Below are 18,694 nucleotides of genomic sequence, written 5' to 3'. Positions count from 1 at the left end.
ATATATGTTTTTGTACATAATTAAAATTTATAATGCCATGAATTTCGCTTTTGAGAAGTAAAATTTATGAAAGTATTTAAATATTTGACCTTATCTTAATGTACGACGCGCTTATCTATGACCTTGAAACACTTATTAAAAAAAACATATATATTTTAATGAAAGCATCCATAAATTAATATTCCTAATGCCGTAAGTTAACAAATAACACAATCTAAATATCAAATGAAAAGCATTTTACAATTATAATAAAAAACGGTATATTTAGACTCTATAATATATGCTGGTAATTTTAATACCCAACAGATATTATAGAGTCTAAATATTAGGAAAAAGAATATTACAAAAATATCTGCAAATTTTAATCAAAATTTGACAGTTTATTAAAGTTGTGTAAAATTAAGACAAGCTCCATTTCTATAGAAATGAACAGATACCGATACATAAAAAAGGTACCAACGCTTGCCCTTTATCAGGATTTAGGTTGATACATACCTGTTTTAAAATATAATCATTTTATAAAAACTACTTTAATTCAATAATTTTGGATACAACCTTTTCCGTTTCTTTACTTAAATTATGCGTTATCATAAGCACCGTTAATTCTTGGTTTCCAAATAGATATTCTTCTATATATTTTGCATTATATTTATCTATATTAGATAAACCTTCGTCTATAATTAATACTGTCTCTTTGTGATATAAGGCTCTTGCGATTGCTATCCTTTGAATTTCTCCCTTTGAAAATATTATATTATCACTATCGACTTCTGTATTTTCTCTATGTGGCAATGATTCTATGACAGTATGTAATCTACTTATCTTTATAATCTCATCAAATAAGTTTACATCATATTCTTTGTCTAAAATAATATTATCTCTAATAGTTCCTAAAAACATATAAGGATCTTGGGATATATATGAAATGCCCTTATCCAAAGTTAAATCTTTATACTCTATATTATCCCAAAATATACATCCTTTATAGTTCTCTAAAGAACCAAAAATTATATTTAGTAAAGTTGTTTTCCCAACCCCACTTTTTCCTGAGATTATATATTTTCCACCTGCTTTAAATGTAATGTCTGGATATTGGATTTTTTCATTACCATAATTATACGATAAGTTTTCCAGTTTTATAGATTCTTTTAAAATAATCTTACCTCTTGGATTTGTTTTTTCTGTTAGACTATATTTCTTTAACAAAAAATTAGAAGAAATAGCTTCAACATAACTTTCTCCAAACTCATCTAATGAATTAAACAACTGTCCAGAGAGACTTACAACCGAAATAATTGCTCCTAACGACACTTGTCCCTGGTAAGATAAAATCCCTGTTATTACTAATATAGTAATCTGGCTAAATATATTCATAATACTTACAATAAAATTAGATCTTGTTATGCATTTCGTCTGTTCAACTTTTGCTTTTTTAATTAAATCCGAATATTTTTCACTAATATTATAAAGCATATCTTGTGCTCTAAAATGTTTTAGTACTTTGCTTCCTTTTATCCAAACTGTTATATTTCTTTGTAATGATTCATTAGCAAAAGAAACTTCATCAGTAGTTATTTTTATGCTACTCTCAAATAGTTTAGGAATTTTTATCATAACAACACCTAAAATTGTCGCTACTATAAATATAATATAATGAAACTTTATAAGTGCAAGTGTCACAAATATAATTGTGCTTAATATAGAAAAAAGTTTTAACAACGAATCTAAACTTTTCTCTATTAATAATATGTCGTTAGTCATCATATTTATATATTTAGAGAAATCAACATTACCTTCATTGTTATTCAAGTCATCACAAACTCTCCCTATGCTTATATTTCGTAAGTTTTTAGAAAGTAATTGCAGTAAAATTTGTTCCTTTATATTAGCATAATTCCTGCAAAAAATTGATATTGACCAAAAAAACATAGCTATTATTAAATAGTTAATAAAGGAGAATACATTGCCTACAATAAGCATATCTACACTTGTAGCCAGCTGCAATGCTGCTAGTATATCCATAGCTGGATAAAAAATATATATAATAACTAAAAAAATAAATTTTCTTATCTCTAATTGTATTAAACCAGTAATTTTCATAACACTTAATCCGCTTATATTTGTCTATCCAACATTTTGGTTCTTTCTGTCTTAAATAAACAAACTATAATAGTGATAACAAGACATATCAAAACAAAAAACATATTTAAGTATAAACACACTTTAATGGGAAGATTTGCACCAATTGTTATTTCATTTATACTAAATTCTTTAATGAATTTAACCAACATTATAGAGAGTACCATAATAATCATAAAATTTGCAGAAAGAATAATAGCCAAGATTTCTACCAAATTTTCTAAAATTATTTCCCCTCTAGTAAAACCCATTCTAAATAATAATTTAAAATCATCTTCTTTAAAAGAAATTAAAGATATTATGTTTTGAGCAATAATTACTAATGCTAAAATCATGCAAGGAAAATAAAGAAATTTTATTGTTTCAAATTCATGATTAGAAAAATTTTTCAAATATTCATTTACATCTTCTGAACCTTTTAAAACTCTCGCATTAGGTAAAATTTTTAGAACTTCCTTTTCCAATTCGAGTTTTCCAAGACTTAAGTTATTTATGTAAATCTTATTGTTTATCTTGTTGAGACCTGGCAAAAATTCATTAGAATTGTAGTCAAGATATATTTTAGGCAATAGAAGATACGGTACGGATCCAAAAACTGCAACTACCTCATATGTCTTCTCTTCTCCATTATAATAGGTTATTTTTATTTTATCTCCAAGTTCATAATCATTACTTGCACCAATCTTGTTTTTAGATATATCATCTATACTTCCTGCCTCCAAATCTAAATTAAACATAAGACTCTTATCATTAATATAATTTACTCCCACATAATGATCCCCTTCTGCAGCATCATAATAACTTAAGGTGTTTGTAATTATTAAATCTTGTGTCCCCTTAATCTCTAATAGCTTTTCTTGAATATCGGTATTTATACTAGTTGGGTTTATAATGGCGTATACTCCTTCTCCCATTTTCTTGTTTTGAGCATTATACTCTCTATTCATCCTTACTACACTTGCCTCTGAAAAAAGAGCAAATATAGAAGGTATTACTATTGCCAAAAGAATGGGTATAGCGACTGATAGATTTTTGTGTGCATTCATTAGAACCTGACCTCTACCATAAGAAGCTAATGCTGAGTTTTTTAAGATCAGGATTCTTGTTATTAAACTAGAAACCTTTGGAATCAATAGCGGCGATACAACTATAACAAGGGCTATTGTTAAAACTCCAACTCCTTGAATATCTATTATAGTTCCTGTCTCTACTGGTTTAATTAAAGTGTGGTATAGAAATAAAAAAAATAGAACTAGACTAATAATAGATCTTAGAATAATGTTTCTCTTGCTAAGAGTTGTTATTTCATTTGATTTAATAAATAGATCTAATGGTCTTGCTTTTATAATATTTATACTCGCTACTAAACTTGCTATAATAACCATAATAAAAATAGCTATTAAACTTAATGTGCTAGATTGTAACCCCGGCTTTAAGTTAACTTTTAAAAGACTCTCATATCCTGGCTTGAAAATAAAATAAAAGAAAAACTTTACATAAGGCTCCATAAAAAATCTAGATAAAAATATTCCAAAAATTGAAGCCATTATACTTAATAATAAAGTTCTAAATACAAGAATTCCAACAATTTCCTTATTGTTTAAGCTATTAAGTTTTAAAAGAGCCCAATCTTTATCTTCCTGTTTTATTGAAAAATAAATTGTGCCTAATAAAAGAAGAAAACCAAAAAATAAAATCATTAAAATTTGAAGTTTAGAGCCATTTACTACATCTCCAAGTATAAGATTATTTTTTTGTCCACCAAATATAGAAAAAATCAAGTCATCATTGGGCTTTATTGTAGCCAAATACCAAGCAGATGTTACACTTAGAGATATGGAAATTAAAGTCATGGCTATAAACATCCATAAGTTAACTATTTTATTTTTCCAAATCATCCTTATAGCGATTTTCGTTTTCATCCCAATCTTACCCCCTTGTTTTTTTCAAGATTGGTAAATATTTCTAAAATTTCGTTGATAGTTGGCTTATTAATAATTTGACGAAGTTGGCCGTCAAGCAAAAATAATACTCTATCCATTTGAATGGCTACATTAGGGTCATGAGTTACAACTATAGTACTTGTGCCTATATCCTTTAGTTTTCTCATTTCCTCCAAAACACTATAAGATGAATTAGTATCTAATGATCCTGTAGGTTCGTCTGCAAAAATAAGATCTGGTTTTAATAAAAGAGCCCTAGCTATGGCAACTTTTTGTCGTTGACCACCAGATAATTTTGTTGGATAAGATTTCTCTTTACCACTTAAATTTAATAGTTGTAAAATTTCTTTTATTTTTTCTGTATCTAATTTTTTTTTGTTAAGACTACTTTTAAGCTTAATATTTTCTTCTACATTCAAAACAGGAATTAAGTTAATATCTTGAAAGATAAAGTCAAAATTTTTTCTGTACAATTCATTTAGCTTTTTCGAGGAAAGTGTTCTAATATCTTTGTTTAAAAATAAAATCTCTCCCTTACTAGCCCTTATCATTCCACATAAACAATAAAGAAGAGTAGACTTTCCTGAACCAGAAGGCCCCATAATTGCAATTGACTCGGCTTTTTTTAATGATAAAGATATGTCTTTTAAAGTATAATTTTTTCCATCAAAAGAATGAAAAAGATTTTTTACATTAATAACATCCATATAATCATCTCCATTTGTAATAAAAGACCTCCTAAAATTATATTTCACTTAAAGGAGGTCTTACTGTTTAATAGTTTCTTTCGTAATTCAAGGCTAATCACAAGCAGTAACTATTAACTTTTAGCCTTTTAAGTAATAGTATACACTATCGTTTCTATCAGTAATAATTATTTGCACAATATGCTTATTGAACTTCTAGTATTGCAACTATTGCTTTGACTAGATTTTCTAGAAACTACTTTACTTTCGTTGGCCTTCATTTCTTGTAGTTTTAGTATTTTAGCTGACATTATATTTCACCTCCTATTAATACTACTCCAACTCAAAAACCTTCTGCGTATAAACTTCATATAATTATGAAGAATAATCTAACAATCCTATGAATTTAAACAATACTTTTAAAATATATGATGTTAGAATCTATATCAAAACTCCAACTCTTCATAAAAACGCATATTATTTTATTGAAGTTGCAGTTTTAATAAACTTTATTACCTTAATTAAATAATCTCCAACCAAGAATTATGTTCTTCAGCCAAAATATCATGAATTGTCAACAATAATCCTGCTCTTCCAGAAAATACATCTTCTGATAATTTGTAACAAAACTCTCCTGGTACCCATATATCTTCATCTCGTTCTATTAAATAAATGTTAAGCATATCTATAAATCTGCTCAAATACAACTCTTTATCTTTTTCTTGCATATTAGCTATTAATTGCAATATCCCATTTGCTCCTCTAAATAGCCCAATATTATAAAAACTTTTTGATGTTGCTATCTTTTCAATTTCTTTTAATTGTTTTTCATAATCAAAGCATCCTATATCTCTAAACTTTTGTATACAGATTCCAATTCCTATACTTCCACCTAGTAAATAAGGTGATAATATATTATCAAAATCAACATATAACCCGTTTTCATTATCTTGCTTACATTTACTCAAATCTTCTTCTAAACACATTTTTGCAAAAATTAGTGTATCTGGTAGCTTTTCTATTTCATATAGTTCCAGAAGCAAATATGATAACCCAGTCCAACCCGTAATTAAACCTATCGGAGAAAAATCTTCATTTAATATAGCCTTATGTTTTTTTTCATGAAATTTTTCTAACAAATTATTTATTATATTTTTCGATAACTTAAGATACTTTTTATTTCTAGTTTTCTTATACATTCTTAAAAAAGAATATCCTATTCCTGATAATCCTGAAATAATTGATATATCATTACCTTCAATATAATTATAAACTTGTTGTTCAACCTCTTTTAACACATTTATAGCTTCTTTATAATATCCTAAAGAATATAAAACAAGTGCAATACCTGATTTTCCAGTAAAAAGACCGCAATCATCATAGTTACTAAAATCCGAATTGGCTATAATCCATTTTTCAAACACTGGTCTAATGTCTATATACTTAGAAAGAGCGTATATACAACCGTATGCTCCTGTTAAAATATTGTACATTCCAAGTTCATATTCAAATTGACGTATATCACCCTTAAAAATCCTTTGTGAATTTAAGTCAACATTATTAATCATAGTGTCTACAATTTTTTTAACATCATTTTTAAGATTTTTCAGTCCAATTTCATATGAATTTTTATGAAAGATATTCTCTTTGTAAGATATTAAAGCAGGACACCTTAAAATTATTTCATCTATACTATTAATTATGTAATCAGATACCATTTTGCCATAATGGTTTTCTATATATGAAATTTGTTTTCCAATATTCGACTTTTCTATAGCATTAACAGGACCAATAGGTAAAAAACAATGTAAAATTATACTTATAAGCGAAATATAATCGCTTTCTTCTATGTTTTCAATTGATGTATCCAAAAACCCTGGTGTTCCCATACTAATAATCCCTTTATAATCAAGTGTTTTTGCTGCCTCAAGATCTATTAATACTACGTTATTGTCTTTCTTTAATATTATGTTATTTGGTTGCAAATCTCCAAACCCTACTCCTTTAGAGTGAATCTCATATAATATACTTTTAAGCTTATTGCAAATTTCCATTATATTTTCAACAAACTGCTTATTTTCATCGGCATTTGCTACAAAAGGATAATTATTAGTAAGCCAATCTGTTAGTGGAACCCCATCAACAAACTCCTCAACTAAAAACGCATTCTCCCATTCATCAAAAACTTCAATAGGGTTAACTACTCCTTCAACATCTTTTAGTATGTTTAAGTACTTATATTCATTGTGAACTCTATTAAAAGCATCAACATCGTTTCTATCAAGACCAGCTTCATGTCGTCCTTCTTTTAAAATAACCTTTTTACCACTATCTAATTCTAAAGCTTTATATAATCCACCACCGTTGCTAAAATGAATTGCCTCAGTAATATCATATTTATTTAGATTATTTAATTGGCTATCATCAATAATATAGCCTTTCTCAATGTCAACTATATAGTTAGGCTCTTTTATAAAATCTGGAATTTTATAGTACGGGCTTCTATCGTCCTCAATTAAATTACCTTGATCATTGTATATATATAGTTTTGATTTATCATCATCTTTTGAAATAGCTTTAAAACCGCCATATCTAAAATAAACATTTCCATCTCTCCATCGTTTATCAGTGAGAATATATGGTCCCTTTTCAAAATTTTTAGTTGCATCATGTATACTTTCTAAAGTTTCAATAAATAATTCTTCAGTACAAGGATATACTGTAATAAATTTCCCAGATGAACTTCTATCAGCATATTTAGTATTTTTTAGTTTTAACTCAAATCTATCTTTCACATACTTAAATGAAAGGTTTTTTTCATAACAAATCTTAGATACTTCATTCAATATGTCCTGTGCATCATTAAGGTTGCTAGACACATGTATTTTCCAACCCTGGTCAATCATTGCTTCATTCTTTATAAGTTTTATCATCCAGTGATAGTCAAAACTCATGTATGTATCCCATTTATCTACATCATATTTAGGCAAAACAAAAGGTTCTCCTGCCTTTTGCACTTTTATGAAAAAATCGCTAATATCGTGCATATATTCCAAATATTTAAAGTCCATAATATCCACGGCTAAACCCCTATCTTGTAAACTTTTTCATTAATATCTTTCATATTGAGAATACTACCTTATTTAATTTATGTCAAGTATTATTTTAAATCTATATTAAATTTTATGTAGAGGCTATAATTGTTGAGAGATCAAATACAAAAAATAGAGAGATATCCTATATAATTAAATTAACCAAAAATAAAAAGAAAGGATACTGTCTATGAATACAGTTATAGCAAAAAGCCAAAAATATTTGCTAAATACTTTAGATACAAAATTTCTAAAGCATCTTTAATGAGGTTGAATCATAACTACCCATAAAACGAGCGGTATGTTCATTGGCCTATATTCATCTTTTCTTAAGTGGATTTTCGTATTCTTTTACACTCAGTTTATCAATAGCTATATCATATTGCTCTTGTTTCCGAATATATTTTGCTATTGTTTTTTCATTTAATCCTACTGTACTTACATAATATCCTTCTGCCCAAAATGTCTATTTCCAAATTTATATTTTAGATTTGCGTGTTTATCAAACATCATTAATGCACTTTTCTCTTTTAAATATCCCATGAAGCTTGATCCCGATATTTTTGGTGGTATACTTACCAACATATGAACATGATCTGACATTAAGTGCCCTTCTATTAATTAAGTGCCTTTCTATTATATCCACACCTTTACATTTACAAATAGTTCCTAATATCTCACCTAAACTTTCTCGGTATTGATTGAAAACGATTTTTTATCTATACTTTTATGTAAAGACAATATGGTATTTACACATCCACTTTGTATGTGATAATGAATTTGCCTGTCGTGTCATTTTAATCACCTCTTATTATTTTAGGTCTGAACAACTCTATTATAATACTATGGTTATTTTTTGGTATAACCAGTGTCGCCTACCCGCTATGTGGGTAGTTTTTTTTCACGTTTCGCGTGTTCAACTGACTAAAGTCATCAAAATAAAAGATTTGATGGTACAAATAAGTCTTATGGATAAATCTAATGGACCTTTAAGTAAACTCTCTAATGCCAAGGCGATTCACCTATATGCCTTACACCCATATTAAATCCTCACTATATGCTTTATTGCTGAATAGTTATCGTTAAATTATGCACCCCTTATATTACTTGGATAACAAGTATTTAAAAGTTTACTTTAAAAAATTATTAAACATTCTCACTTTAATAATAAAAAAAGCTTAAACCCTTAGTATTTAAGCGACTTTGAAATTATTCAAATCGTTAGATTGTATCAAATGTGTTGTTGCTACATTTAAAGCTACAAGGAGTTGGAAGTCTGCAGGGTACTTAACATTTGCGTTAGCACGTGATATTATTATGTCCTTTGATTCCATTGGCTGACGCAAAACTTCTAAGACTGACTTGGAGAATTCTGGCAACTCGTCTAGGAACAAGACGCCCTTGTGGGCAAGGGAAATTTCTCCAGGCTTTGGTATCCTTCCCCCACCTATTAAAGAAACTGCTGATGCTGTGTGGTGGGGTGCCCTAAAGGGTGGCTTTGTTATTAATGAGTTGTCATCTAAGAGTCCTGATATTGAATAAATTTTTGTAACTTCAATTGCCTCTTCAAAGTCAAGCTCTGGTAAGATTGTTGGAAATCTTTTTGCCGCCATAGTCTTACCTGAACCTGGCGAACCTAAAATTAAAATATTGGACTTTGCTGATGCAGAAATTTCTAAAGCCCTCTTTAAATTTTCTTGACCCTTAATGTCAGAAAAATCCATGTCATAAGAAACCTTTTCCCTCTTTAGACTACCCATGCATCTTTCAATTTGAATTTCACCCCTTATAAAAGAAACAACTTCTTCAAGTGTCTTTACAGGATAAATTTCAACATCAGATACTATGGCACATTCCTTACGGTTCTCATAGGGAACGATGAATTTTCTATAACCCTTCTCCCTCATTGATATTACCATAGGAAGGGCACCTTGAATTTTATTTATCTTACCATCAAGAGCAAGTTCTCCCATATAGACATAGGGTGAATAGTCCATCTCAAGACTCTCATCGCAGCTTAAGAGGCTCACTGCAATGGCAAGTTCTAATTGTGTTCCATCCTTTCTAAGGTTGGCAGGAGCTAAATTTATTGTAATTCTCTTCTTGGGAAAGTCGAAGCCAGAATTTTTTATTGCTGACTTAACCCTCTCTGTTGATTCTTTAACAGCTGTGTCAGCGAGTCCAACTAAAATAATTTTTGGCATTCCATTTGATAAGTCTACTTCAACGTCAACTGGATAACCATTAAGTCCAGTTAAGGTGCAAGTTTTTGTGCAAGAATACATAAGGCCTCCTTATCTATGTAAATTAAAATTTTTTCTTAATTATATTTTATCAGAAAACCTTTACAAATTCTAAAATAATTAAAAGAAAGCCAGGCAAATTTACCTGGCTTAAAAATTTTTATTAAATTACAAAATTTCCTTCTTTAAAAATTTGAACTTGATCACCATTTTCTTTGACTCCAATGATTTCTGTTGTTTCGTCGCCCACCATGAAGTCAACGTGAGTTAGGGAGTCGTTCATTCCCCTTTCCTTCAATTCTTCTATTGAAAGTTTTTCTCCTCCTTCAATGCAAGTTGGGTAGGACTTACCTAGGGCAAAGTGACAAGATGCATTTTCATCGTAAAGTGTGTTGTAGAAAAGAACCTTCCTCATGGAAATTGGTGTCTTGTAAGAAACTAGGGCAACTTCTCCAAGTCTTTTGGCTCCTTCATCTGTGTCTAAAATATTTTTTAAATATTCCTTGCCAGCTTTGGCATCATAATCAACTACTTCCCCGTCTTTGAAAACTAAATAGAAGTCTTCTATTAGGTTGCCGTTGTAATTAAGTGGCAAGGTTGAATAAACTTTTCCATTTACTCCATCAAGTCTTGGGGCAGAGAATACTTCTTCACTTGGCATGTTGGCAATAAATTCTTCCCCATCAGAGTTTACATCTCCAGCTCCTGCAAAAATATAACCCTTTGGAAGTCCAACTTCAAGGTCAGTTCCCCTTTGAGATTTATAAATTAATTTTTCAAACTTAGCTTCATTTAAAAACTTGCTGTATCTGTTTAAGTTTGCCACGTGATCTTCTAAGGCTTTTATTGGATCTTCTTCAAAAAGTCTAACTGAGTTAAAGATTTCAAACCAAAGTCTTCTAACAGCTTCGTCTTCCTCTAGGTCTGGAAAAACTTTTGTAGCCCAAGATGGAATACTAGCTCCAACAACAATCCAAGAAACGTAGTTTGCCATCATCTTTGCAGAAAAGTCTCTCAAGGCTTTGGAGTTTGCAAGATTAGACTTAAATAATTTTTCAGCATCTATTCCCTTAAAGGCATCTGGGTCTGAACCTGTAACTGAAAGGTACTTTGCCTTCTTCTCCATGTAGTAGTTTTCCTTGCCTACCTTGTGCTTTGGTATATCTGTCAAGACATCAAGACTTTCATTTTCATACTTAAGCCTTGATATGACTTGGTCCCTATAATCAACTACTACTTCGCCAGCACCAAGTTCATAAGCCTTCCTTGTACACTCTACTGCAAAGTCTCTTGCTTCAATGGGACATCTAACAACAAGCTTGTCCCCCTCTTTAATTTTCAAACCAACTTTTAAAATTAGTTCAGCATATTTTTCTATATAGTCTTCGACTTTAAAATTTTTATAGTCCATTTAATCATCCCTTCGATTTTATTTATTTTTCTCAAAGTTAATATACAACAAATTAAAATAAGATGCAAAAAAGATACTACCCAAGTGATATGTACCCTCTTTACTGGACAAACCAGTAAGGAGGGTATTTTTTATGAAATATAGTTATGAATTCAAAAAAGAATGTGTACAGTTGTATAGAGAAGGTAAATGGCCCAATACACCTGAAGGAACAAAAGAAAAAATCTTTCATAATTCAATTAGAATATGGTTTAAGTTAGAAGAACTTCATGGACCAGAAATTTTAAAACATGGAAATAATATCAATTGGACACCTGATGAGAAATTAGAAATGGTATCTAAAGTGTTAGCTGGAAATTCAATAAAGTCCATAGCAATTGAATATGGAATTAATGATGGACAACTCTATTCATGGGTTAACAAGTATAAAAATTATGGATATAATGGTCTTGTTAATAAAAAGAAAGGTCGTAAATCCAAAAATCCAAGCATGAAAAGTAAAAATAACCATAAAGCAAAAGAACTTAATGAATCTGAAAGAGAAGAGCTAATAAAACTTAGAGCAGAAAATGAATATATAAAGGCAGAAAATGAAATAATAAAAAAAGAGATCGCCTTGAGAGAAGAACGCTACGCTGCGCAACTCAAGGCGAAAAAGCAGCGATTGTCAAAGAACTCAAAGAAAAAGGATACAGACTAAAATATCTTTTAATAGCTATTGATATGCCAAGGTCAACATACTATTTTGAAATAAATAAAATTGATAAAATAAAAATTAAGAATAGTCATGTGGCAGATAAAATAACTCAAATATTTAACTTACACAAAGGAAGATATGGAGTAAGAAGAGTATATATGGAGTTGCTAAGTCAAGGTTATGTCATAAATCATAAAAGAGTTCAAAGGATAATGCATGAGTTAAAACTATTCGGAAAAAGATCTAAGGAAAAATATCACTCATATAAGGGTAAGATAGGGAAAGTAGCTGATAATATAATAAATAGAGATTTCAAGGCAGATAGACCTCTGCAAAAATGGACCACTGATGTATCAGAGTTTAAATTTTCTTGGGGTAAATGCTACATATCTCCAATACTTGATATGTATACAAATGAGATAATCTCTTATGACTTATCCTTACACCCTAATTTAAAACAAATATCCAATATGCTAGAAAAAGCATTTAACAAATTTCCAAAACTAAATAATCTAATACTGCATTCAGATCAAGGATGGCAATACCAACATAAATATTATGTGAATGAGCTTAAAAAACATGGTATAAGACAATCAATGTCAAGGAAGGGAAATTGTTATGATAACTCCATTATGGAGACATTCTTTGGAAGATTAAAAAATGAAATTTATTATGGTTATGAAAAGAGCTATAGCTCTTTTGAAGAATTTTCGAGAGCAATAGAGGAATATATTGATTATTACAATAATGAAAGAATTCAATCCAAAACAAAATGGATGCCACCTACAAAGTATAGGTTAGCATCCACTACAATTAGTTAATTGAATATTGTGTCCAGTTTTATGGGTACACATCAAAGTTGAGTAGCATCTTTATAGCAAATTTATTTAGAATATTTTTTTGTTAAGAAGTCCTTAGCAACTTGTGGGAAAAGTGCGTAAGTCAATACGTCTTCGTCACATCTTGCTAAGTCACCAATTTCTGTCTTGTACTTAGCAAAAGCTGGCTCTAAGTGGTTAGCAGGTCTATCAGTAATAACTTCTGCATCACCAATTATAGATTCTCTAAAGGCTTCGTCAACTTCAACTGGAGTCTTACCGTAAAGTCCCTTTAGGTAGTCTTTGATTTCATTTGGAACCATCTTGTATCTCTTACCTGTCATAACGTTAAAGGAAGCTTGAGTACCAACCATTTGACTCATTGGAGTAACAAGTGGTGGGAATCCCATATCCCTTCTAACATTTGGAACTTCTGCAAGAACCTTGTCGAATAAGTGGTCTTGCTTAGCTGCAGAAAGTTGTGAGCTTAAGTTTGAAAGCATTCCACCAGGCACTTGATAAATTAGTCCCTTAGGATCAACTGTAAGCATTTTAACTCTCATTGTTCCATTGTTTAGATATTTATTTTTAACTTCTTGGAAGTAAGGTGCAAGTTCATTAAGAATGTCTAGGTTAAGATCAACATCATAGCCTGCTTCCTTTAAAACAATAGCAAGTGTTTCTGTTGGTGGTTGACTTGTTCCACCAGAGAAAGGAGAAATTGCTGTGTCAATAATGTCTGCTCCTTCTTCAATTCCCTTTAGGTAAGTCATAGATCCACAACCAGTAGTTTCGTGAGTGTGAAGTTCTATTGGAATGTCAATTACCTTTCTCATTGACCTAACTAGATCTCTTGAAACAGGTGGAGTTAAAATTCCAGCCATGTCCTTGATGGCAATGGAGTCTGCTCCCATCTCTTGGGTCTTTGCAGCAAGATCAGTAAAGTATTCAATAGTGTGAACTTCTGAAGTCGTATAACAAATTGCAACTTGAGCTTCAGCTCCAGCCTTCTTTGTTGCCTTAAGTGAAGTTTCAATATTTCTTAAATCATTAAGGGCATCAAAAATTCTTATAACGTCAATTCCATTTTTAACAGAAAGCTCTACAAATTTTTCTACAATGTCATCGGGATAATTTTTGTAGCCCAAAAGATTTTGACCTCTTAGAAGCATTTGTGTCTTTGTATTTTTAAAGTGAGACTTAATCTTTCTAAGTCTTTCCCATGGATCTTCATCTAAGAATCTAATGCAGGAGTCAAAAGTAGCTCCTCCCCAACATTCGATTGCCTTGTAGCCAACCTCATCAAGTCTATCAAGTGCAGGTTCCATATCCTTGTAAGTCATTCGTGTTGCCATAAGTGATTGGTGGGCATCACGAAGAATAGTATCAACAAATTCTATTTTTTTCATAAGTCCTCCTAGGTATTTCATAGGTTCAGATTATTCTTGTTAACATAAGTATAACACATATATTTCAAATTTTTTAATACGATAACTTGTTTTCTGACAAATAATTTTTGTCATCTCATAAAATTTTTATTATCTTTTAGTATTCTCTTTACAAAGCCTTCCTCATTTAGTATAATGCTATCGGCTTATAAATTATCGCGGCGAAGATTTATAAGGAGTTTGATAAAAATGGCAAAAATGATGGATCCAAAGTTCAAGCAATCAAGAAGACTTGGACTAAATGTATGCGGTCACCCAAAGGCAATGAAAAGAGCTACAAGAGGTACTGCAAGAAGCGATAAAAAACTTACTGAATATGGTAAGCAACTTTTAGAAAAACAAAGATTAAGAGCATACTACGGTGTACTTGAAAAACAATTTGTTAATCTATTCAAAGAAGCTCAAAGAACTCAAGGCCAAACTGGTCCTAACCTTATAACATTCCTAGAAACTAGATTAGATTCTTTATGTTATAGAATGGGCTTCGCATCTTCAATTAGACAAGCAAGACAAATGGTTAGCCACTGTCACCTAACTGTAAATGGAAAGAAAGTAAACATTCCATCTTACAGATGTCAAGCTGGCGATGTTATTGCATTATCTGCTAAAGGAAGAAAAGTTGACCTATTTAAAGAAAACTACAACACTAACATCGTTGTAAACTATCCTTACATTTCTAAGGACGAAGACTTTAAAGCAACTTTAGTTTCTCTACCAAATAGAGAAGATGTTCCAATAGAAATTGAAGATCAATTAATCGTTGAATTCTATTCAAAGAATATGTAATGAAAATGGAAAAGACCCTGCCAGGGTCTTTTTTATTATGTAAAAGTAAAGGCTCGTCACCACTTTATTTATTTCAAAGTTTAGCTTCGTCCCCACTTTCTTATTTCAATTTTTTGCTTACTTTATTACTATTCACTTAATAAGATTTTAAATTTTGCATTTAACAAGCAAGATAAAACTTCAAATTTCTCATAAAAAAATCGCATGACCAGCATGCGACTTTTTTATTTTATAAATTGACTTAAGAATATAATCACTATAACGATTGGTGAAATATATTTAATACTAATATTCATCCAAGCCCTAACAAAAGGACTTTTAATATTTGCTGCTTCAAGTAAATTTTCCATCTTCCAAGCTCTTGCTGAGAAAAGGGCAATTAATAGACAACCAATTACTAAGATGTAATTACTTTCAACATTATCTAAGAAGGCAAAGGCTGGATCATAAAAAATTGATACAGCAGCTATGACAACTATTATTGCACTTGCAAGCATAAGGGCCTTTATTCTTTCTAACTTAAATCTTTCCATAAATTGTCCTACAATTGCTTCTAGAACTCCAACTGATGAAGTAAAGGCTGCAATGTAAAAGCCGAAGTAGAATAGGATTGAAAGAATTCTACCAAAGGGCACAACGTTAAAGGCAAGTGGAAGAGTTAAGAATGTAAGTCCAACTCCTTCGCCTGGTGTTAGTCCTGTTGCAAAAACTATTGGAAGAATCATAAATCCAGATAAGATTCCTGCAAAGACAAGGGCAAGGCAAATAACTGTTGAGTCCTTAAAGATGTTTTCGTCCTTCTCTTTGATGTAAGATCCAAATACCATTGAGCCAAGCATTGCAAGTCCCAAGGCAAAGAAGGCTTGTCCCAAACAAGTTATAATTGAGTTAAAGGAAAATTTGGAAAAGTCTGGTTTAAATAGGAAGGTAATACCTTCTTTTGCACCAGGTAGTCTAAGTCCAAAGAAAATTATAACTATCATAATTACAAATAAAACTGGAATTAAAATCTTTGAAACTCTTTCGATTCCCTTTTGAACTCCAAGTATAATAACTGCATTGTTAAGGGCAAAGTTAATTAAGAAAAATATAAAAACTGTTGTCTTGTTAGCATTAAAGGCATCAAAGTAAGTTTGAATTCCTTGGCTATCAAGTCCAACAAAGTCACCCATAAAGGCTCCTGCAATATATTTTATTATCCAAGCATAGATAACTGAAGTGTAGCCAACAATTATCAAGGCAGCAAGTGTGTGTAAGTAACCTGCTAGGTACCACTTTGTGTTTGGTTTTAAAGTCTTATAGGCATCTATGGCGGCATTACCCGTTGCATAACCTATGGTAACTTCACAAGTCATTAGGGGAATTCCTATGACCAAGATAATTAAAATATATAAAAATATAAAAATTGCTCCACCGTTTTTGCCAACTACATAGGGGAATCTCCAAAGAGTTCCTATCCCAAGGGCAAGGCCAATGGCAACCATAATAAATCCTAGGATTGATGAAAATCCTTCATTTTGTTTTGACATACGCTCTCTCCTTTTTTATATACTAGAAATACTAACACAAAAATAGTTTTTTTTAAATAGATTTAGTATATATTCCCCTTTAAAGCAACAAATTTTTTAATTTTATTAAGCTTTCTTAAATTCATTATAAAACTTATTCGTGGTATAATCTTTTTAGGTGATAATATGAAAAAAGACATTGAGTATGTAAAACTTGTTACTTCAACTAATAAACTTATCTTTGATGAAATTTGTGCCTTCTTAGAAGACAACTCCATTCCCTACTTCGTCAAGGATGAGGGCGACTACATGCGACTTATCTCTGGCTTCTCTCTTTATGAAAAGGGAATCTATGTATCAGAAGATGATTTTGATGCTGCCAACGAACTTTTAGTTTACTTTATGAATGACAATGACACAAGCGGCGACTTATCCTTTGACTAATCTTAAATAATAAAAATCAAAGCTGAGAAATTTTTCTTCCTCAGCTTCTTTTATTGGATAAATAATTCTATTAAGTTTTTGTTTATTGAGTTGGGATAAAATTTTATGATTTCGTAGTCAAGATATCCCTCTAGGACTAGGGGATCATTGTGGCAAAAATCTTTTACTTCATCTCCAAAATAAATTCCAATACATCCACCATCTTCTTTGGGACCAGAAATAATTAAATTTCCCAAGTCAACTTCATTCTCCTGGTAGTTTAAATGCTCTTCAAGAATTTTTTCAAAATCTTTATCAGGCTCTTTATCCTTCTTTAAATTTCCAATTATTAAATAAGTATTCATTTTATTTTTCTAAGAAGTCCACTATGTCTTTAAAGACTTCTTCCCTCTCTTCTTCTCTAAAAATTTCATGTTTCATCTTCTTGTAAAGTTTTGATTTTATATTTTTATAGCCCACATCTCCTAATAGATTAATCGAAGAATTAAATCCCTTTTCGCCACCAATTACTAAATCATCCTCTCCAGCTATGAAAAATATATCAAGGTCCGGATTCCTAAACTTATAATTTTTTGTGTTTTTTAATTCCCTTACGCCTTCAAAGACAGCGAGATAACCCCTGTTTTTGAAAACCGGAGGCATATGAGGGTCCTTCTCTGCATCTCTAATGTTTTCTTTAGAGTAAGACAACCAATCAAAATGTTTCTTATCGCCAGTGTAGAGCATCTTTAATATAAAAATTGTCCTCTGCTCTCCAAAATAAAAGTTAATAAAGTTTCCAATAAAAATTGCTAAAGCAACCTCAGGAACATAATTTGGTGGACCTGATAGGACTATTTTTTTAATTAAGTCATCGCCTTCTTCAAGATAAATTCTTCCAAAGACAGTCCCCAGTGAATGGCCAATTAAATAAATATCAATTTCTGGGAATTTCTTTTTCAGCTCTCTTGTTATTGCAAGGTTGTCATCAACAACTTTTTCAACTCCGTCAATGTAGCCAATTGTGTACTTATCTCCAAGGGACCTACCGTGACCTCTGTTGTCAGATATGAAACAAGAGTAACCCCTCTCGTTTAAATACTTAATTAAATAATAATACCTTTCCTTGTGCTCAAGAGCTCCGTGAATAATTTGCACTAGAGCCTTTGGCTCTTCCACTGGAAAATATCCACCATCAAGAAGAAATCCCTCATAAGATTTAATTTTAACTCTCTCAAAGTTTGGAAGCTCATAAAAATCTCTGTCGTTGCCTAAGTCTAAAAAGTCCTCACTCTTTGCAACTTCATTAATAAATTCTAAGTCACAAGTTAAATCCACTCCATCATTTTGCATGAGTTTATTGGACTTTCTGTAATAAATTTGTGGTATCAATAAAATAATAAGAACAAGTAAAATTATAAGATATACCATAAGTCACCTCTCAGTCATTATAACAAAATATATGTATTCTTTGCTTCTTTAATATTTTTATTCACTTAT

The 18,694-nt window shown here is 30.7% G+C and carries 15 protein-coding genes and 1 pseudogene; 4 read left to right on the top strand and 12 right to left on the bottom strand.

The window, feature by feature from the left end; all coding sequences use genetic code 11:
- Positions 1 to 525 precede the first annotated feature (525 nt).
- The 8 genes and pseudogenes from CAN42_RS05145 to CAN42_RS05115 form a co-directional block, all read right to left on the bottom strand.
- Positions 526 to 2,100 (bottom strand): ATP-binding cassette domain-containing protein, encoded by a 1,575-nt coding sequence (locus CAN42_RS05145; RefSeq protein WP_085875816.1) that lies wholly within the window; start codon positions 2,098 to 2,100, stop codon positions 526 to 528.
- A 14-nt stretch (positions 2,101 to 2,114) separates the two neighbouring features.
- Positions 2,115 to 4,061, bottom strand: coding sequence for an ABC transporter permease family protein (locus tag CAN42_RS05140; RefSeq protein WP_085875815.1), 1,947 nt, complete (start codon positions 4,059 to 4,061; stop codon positions 2,115 to 2,117).
- A complete protein-coding gene (locus CAN42_RS05135; RefSeq protein ID WP_085875814.1) occupies positions 4,058 to 4,789 on the bottom strand; it encodes an ABC transporter ATP-binding protein in 732 nt (243 codons plus the stop codon). Before CAN42_RS05135 ends, CAN42_RS05140 begins: the two co-directional genes overlap by 4 nt.
- A gap of 167 nt (positions 4,790 to 4,956) precedes the next feature.
- Positions 4,957 to 5,079 carry a class III lanthipeptide gene (locus CAN42_RS09220; protein ID WP_209019207.1) on the bottom strand — a complete coding sequence of 41 codons (123 nt, stop codon included), beginning with the start codon at positions 5,077 to 5,079 and terminating at the stop codon, positions 4,957 to 4,959.
- Positions 5,080 to 5,289: 210 nt separating this feature from the next.
- Positions 5,290 to 7,839, bottom strand: a complete 2,550-nt coding sequence (gene lanKC, locus CAN42_RS05130; protein ID WP_245149863.1) for a class III lanthionine synthetase LanKC — start codon at positions 7,837 to 7,839, stop codon at positions 5,290 to 5,292.
- 340 nt (positions 7,840 to 8,179) lie between these two features.
- Positions 8,180 to 8,656: pseudogene (tnpA, locus tag CAN42_RS05125) on the bottom strand (IS200/IS605 family transposase).
- 397 nt (positions 8,657 to 9,053) lie between these two features.
- Complete coding sequence (locus tag CAN42_RS05120; protein ID WP_245149849.1) at positions 9,054 to 10,145, bottom strand: YifB family Mg chelatase-like AAA ATPase; 1,092 nt, start codon at positions 10,143 to 10,145, stop codon at positions 9,054 to 9,056.
- A 121-nt stretch (positions 10,146 to 10,266) separates the two neighbouring features.
- Complete coding sequence (locus CAN42_RS05115; RefSeq protein WP_085875812.1) at positions 10,267 to 11,514, bottom strand: aminopeptidase; 1,248 nt, start codon at positions 11,512 to 11,514, stop codon at positions 10,267 to 10,269.
- Positions 11,515 to 11,647: 133 nt separating this feature from the next.
- On the opposite strand from CAN42_RS05115, the gene CAN42_RS05110 reads away from it, so the two are divergent.
- Positions 11,648 to 12,214 (top strand): helix-turn-helix domain-containing protein, encoded by a 567-nt coding sequence (locus CAN42_RS05110; protein WP_085875244.1) that lies wholly within the window; start codon positions 11,648 to 11,650, stop codon positions 12,212 to 12,214.
- A complete protein-coding gene (locus CAN42_RS05105; protein ID WP_135100538.1) occupies positions 12,178 to 13,032 on the top strand; it encodes an IS3 family transposase in 855 nt (284 codons plus the stop codon). Before CAN42_RS05110 ends, CAN42_RS05105 begins: the two co-directional genes overlap by 37 nt.
- A 62-nt stretch (positions 13,033 to 13,094) precedes the next feature.
- Here CAN42_RS05105 and CAN42_RS05100 read toward each other — a convergent pair whose 3' ends face one another.
- Entirely contained in the window at positions 13,095 to 14,438 is a 1,344-nt protein-coding gene (locus tag CAN42_RS05100) for an oxaloacetate decarboxylase subunit alpha (RefSeq protein WP_085875811.1), read from the bottom strand.
- 228 nt (positions 14,439 to 14,666) lie between these two features.
- On the opposite strand from CAN42_RS05100, the gene rpsD reads away from it, so the two are divergent.
- On the top strand, positions 14,667 to 15,263 hold the full coding sequence (gene rpsD, locus CAN42_RS05095; RefSeq protein WP_062571678.1) for a 30S ribosomal protein S4: 597 nt from the start codon (positions 14,667 to 14,669) through the stop codon (positions 15,261 to 15,263).
- Between the two features lie 224 nt (positions 15,264 to 15,487).
- On the opposite strand, the gene CAN42_RS05090 is transcribed toward rpsD, so the two are convergent.
- Positions 15,488 to 16,792: a sodium-dependent transporter gene (locus CAN42_RS05090; protein ID WP_085875810.1), complete on the bottom strand. Its 1,305-nt coding sequence runs from the start codon at positions 16,790 to 16,792 to the stop codon at positions 15,488 to 15,490.
- Between the two features lie 165 nt (positions 16,793 to 16,957).
- Between CAN42_RS05090 and CAN42_RS05085 the strand changes: the two genes are divergently transcribed.
- Positions 16,958 to 17,215, top strand: coding sequence for a putative signal transducing protein (locus CAN42_RS05085; protein ID WP_062571680.1), 258 nt, complete (start codon positions 16,958 to 16,960; stop codon positions 17,213 to 17,215).
- A gap of 50 nt (positions 17,216 to 17,265) precedes the next feature.
- Here CAN42_RS05085 and CAN42_RS05080 read toward each other — a convergent pair whose 3' ends face one another.
- Positions 17,266 to 17,559 carry a YciI family protein gene (locus CAN42_RS05080; protein WP_085875809.1) on the bottom strand — a complete coding sequence of 98 codons (294 nt, stop codon included), beginning with the start codon at positions 17,557 to 17,559 and terminating at the stop codon, positions 17,266 to 17,268.
- A 1-nt stretch (position 17,560) separates the two neighbouring features.
- Positions 17,561 to 18,625 carry an alpha/beta fold hydrolase gene (locus CAN42_RS05075; RefSeq protein WP_085875808.1) on the bottom strand — a complete coding sequence of 355 codons (1,065 nt, stop codon included), beginning with the start codon at positions 18,623 to 18,625 and terminating at the stop codon, positions 17,561 to 17,563.
- Positions 18,626 to 18,694: the final 69 nt, after the last annotated feature.

The organism is Peptoniphilus vaginalis (assembly GCF_900176605.1).
Taxonomy (GTDB): domain Bacteria; phylum Bacillota; class Clostridia; order Tissierellales; family Peptoniphilaceae; genus Peptoniphilus_A; species Peptoniphilus_A vaginalis.
Note: the sequence above shows the minus strand (reverse complement) of the source record. Positions and strands in the feature narration are given on the sequence as shown.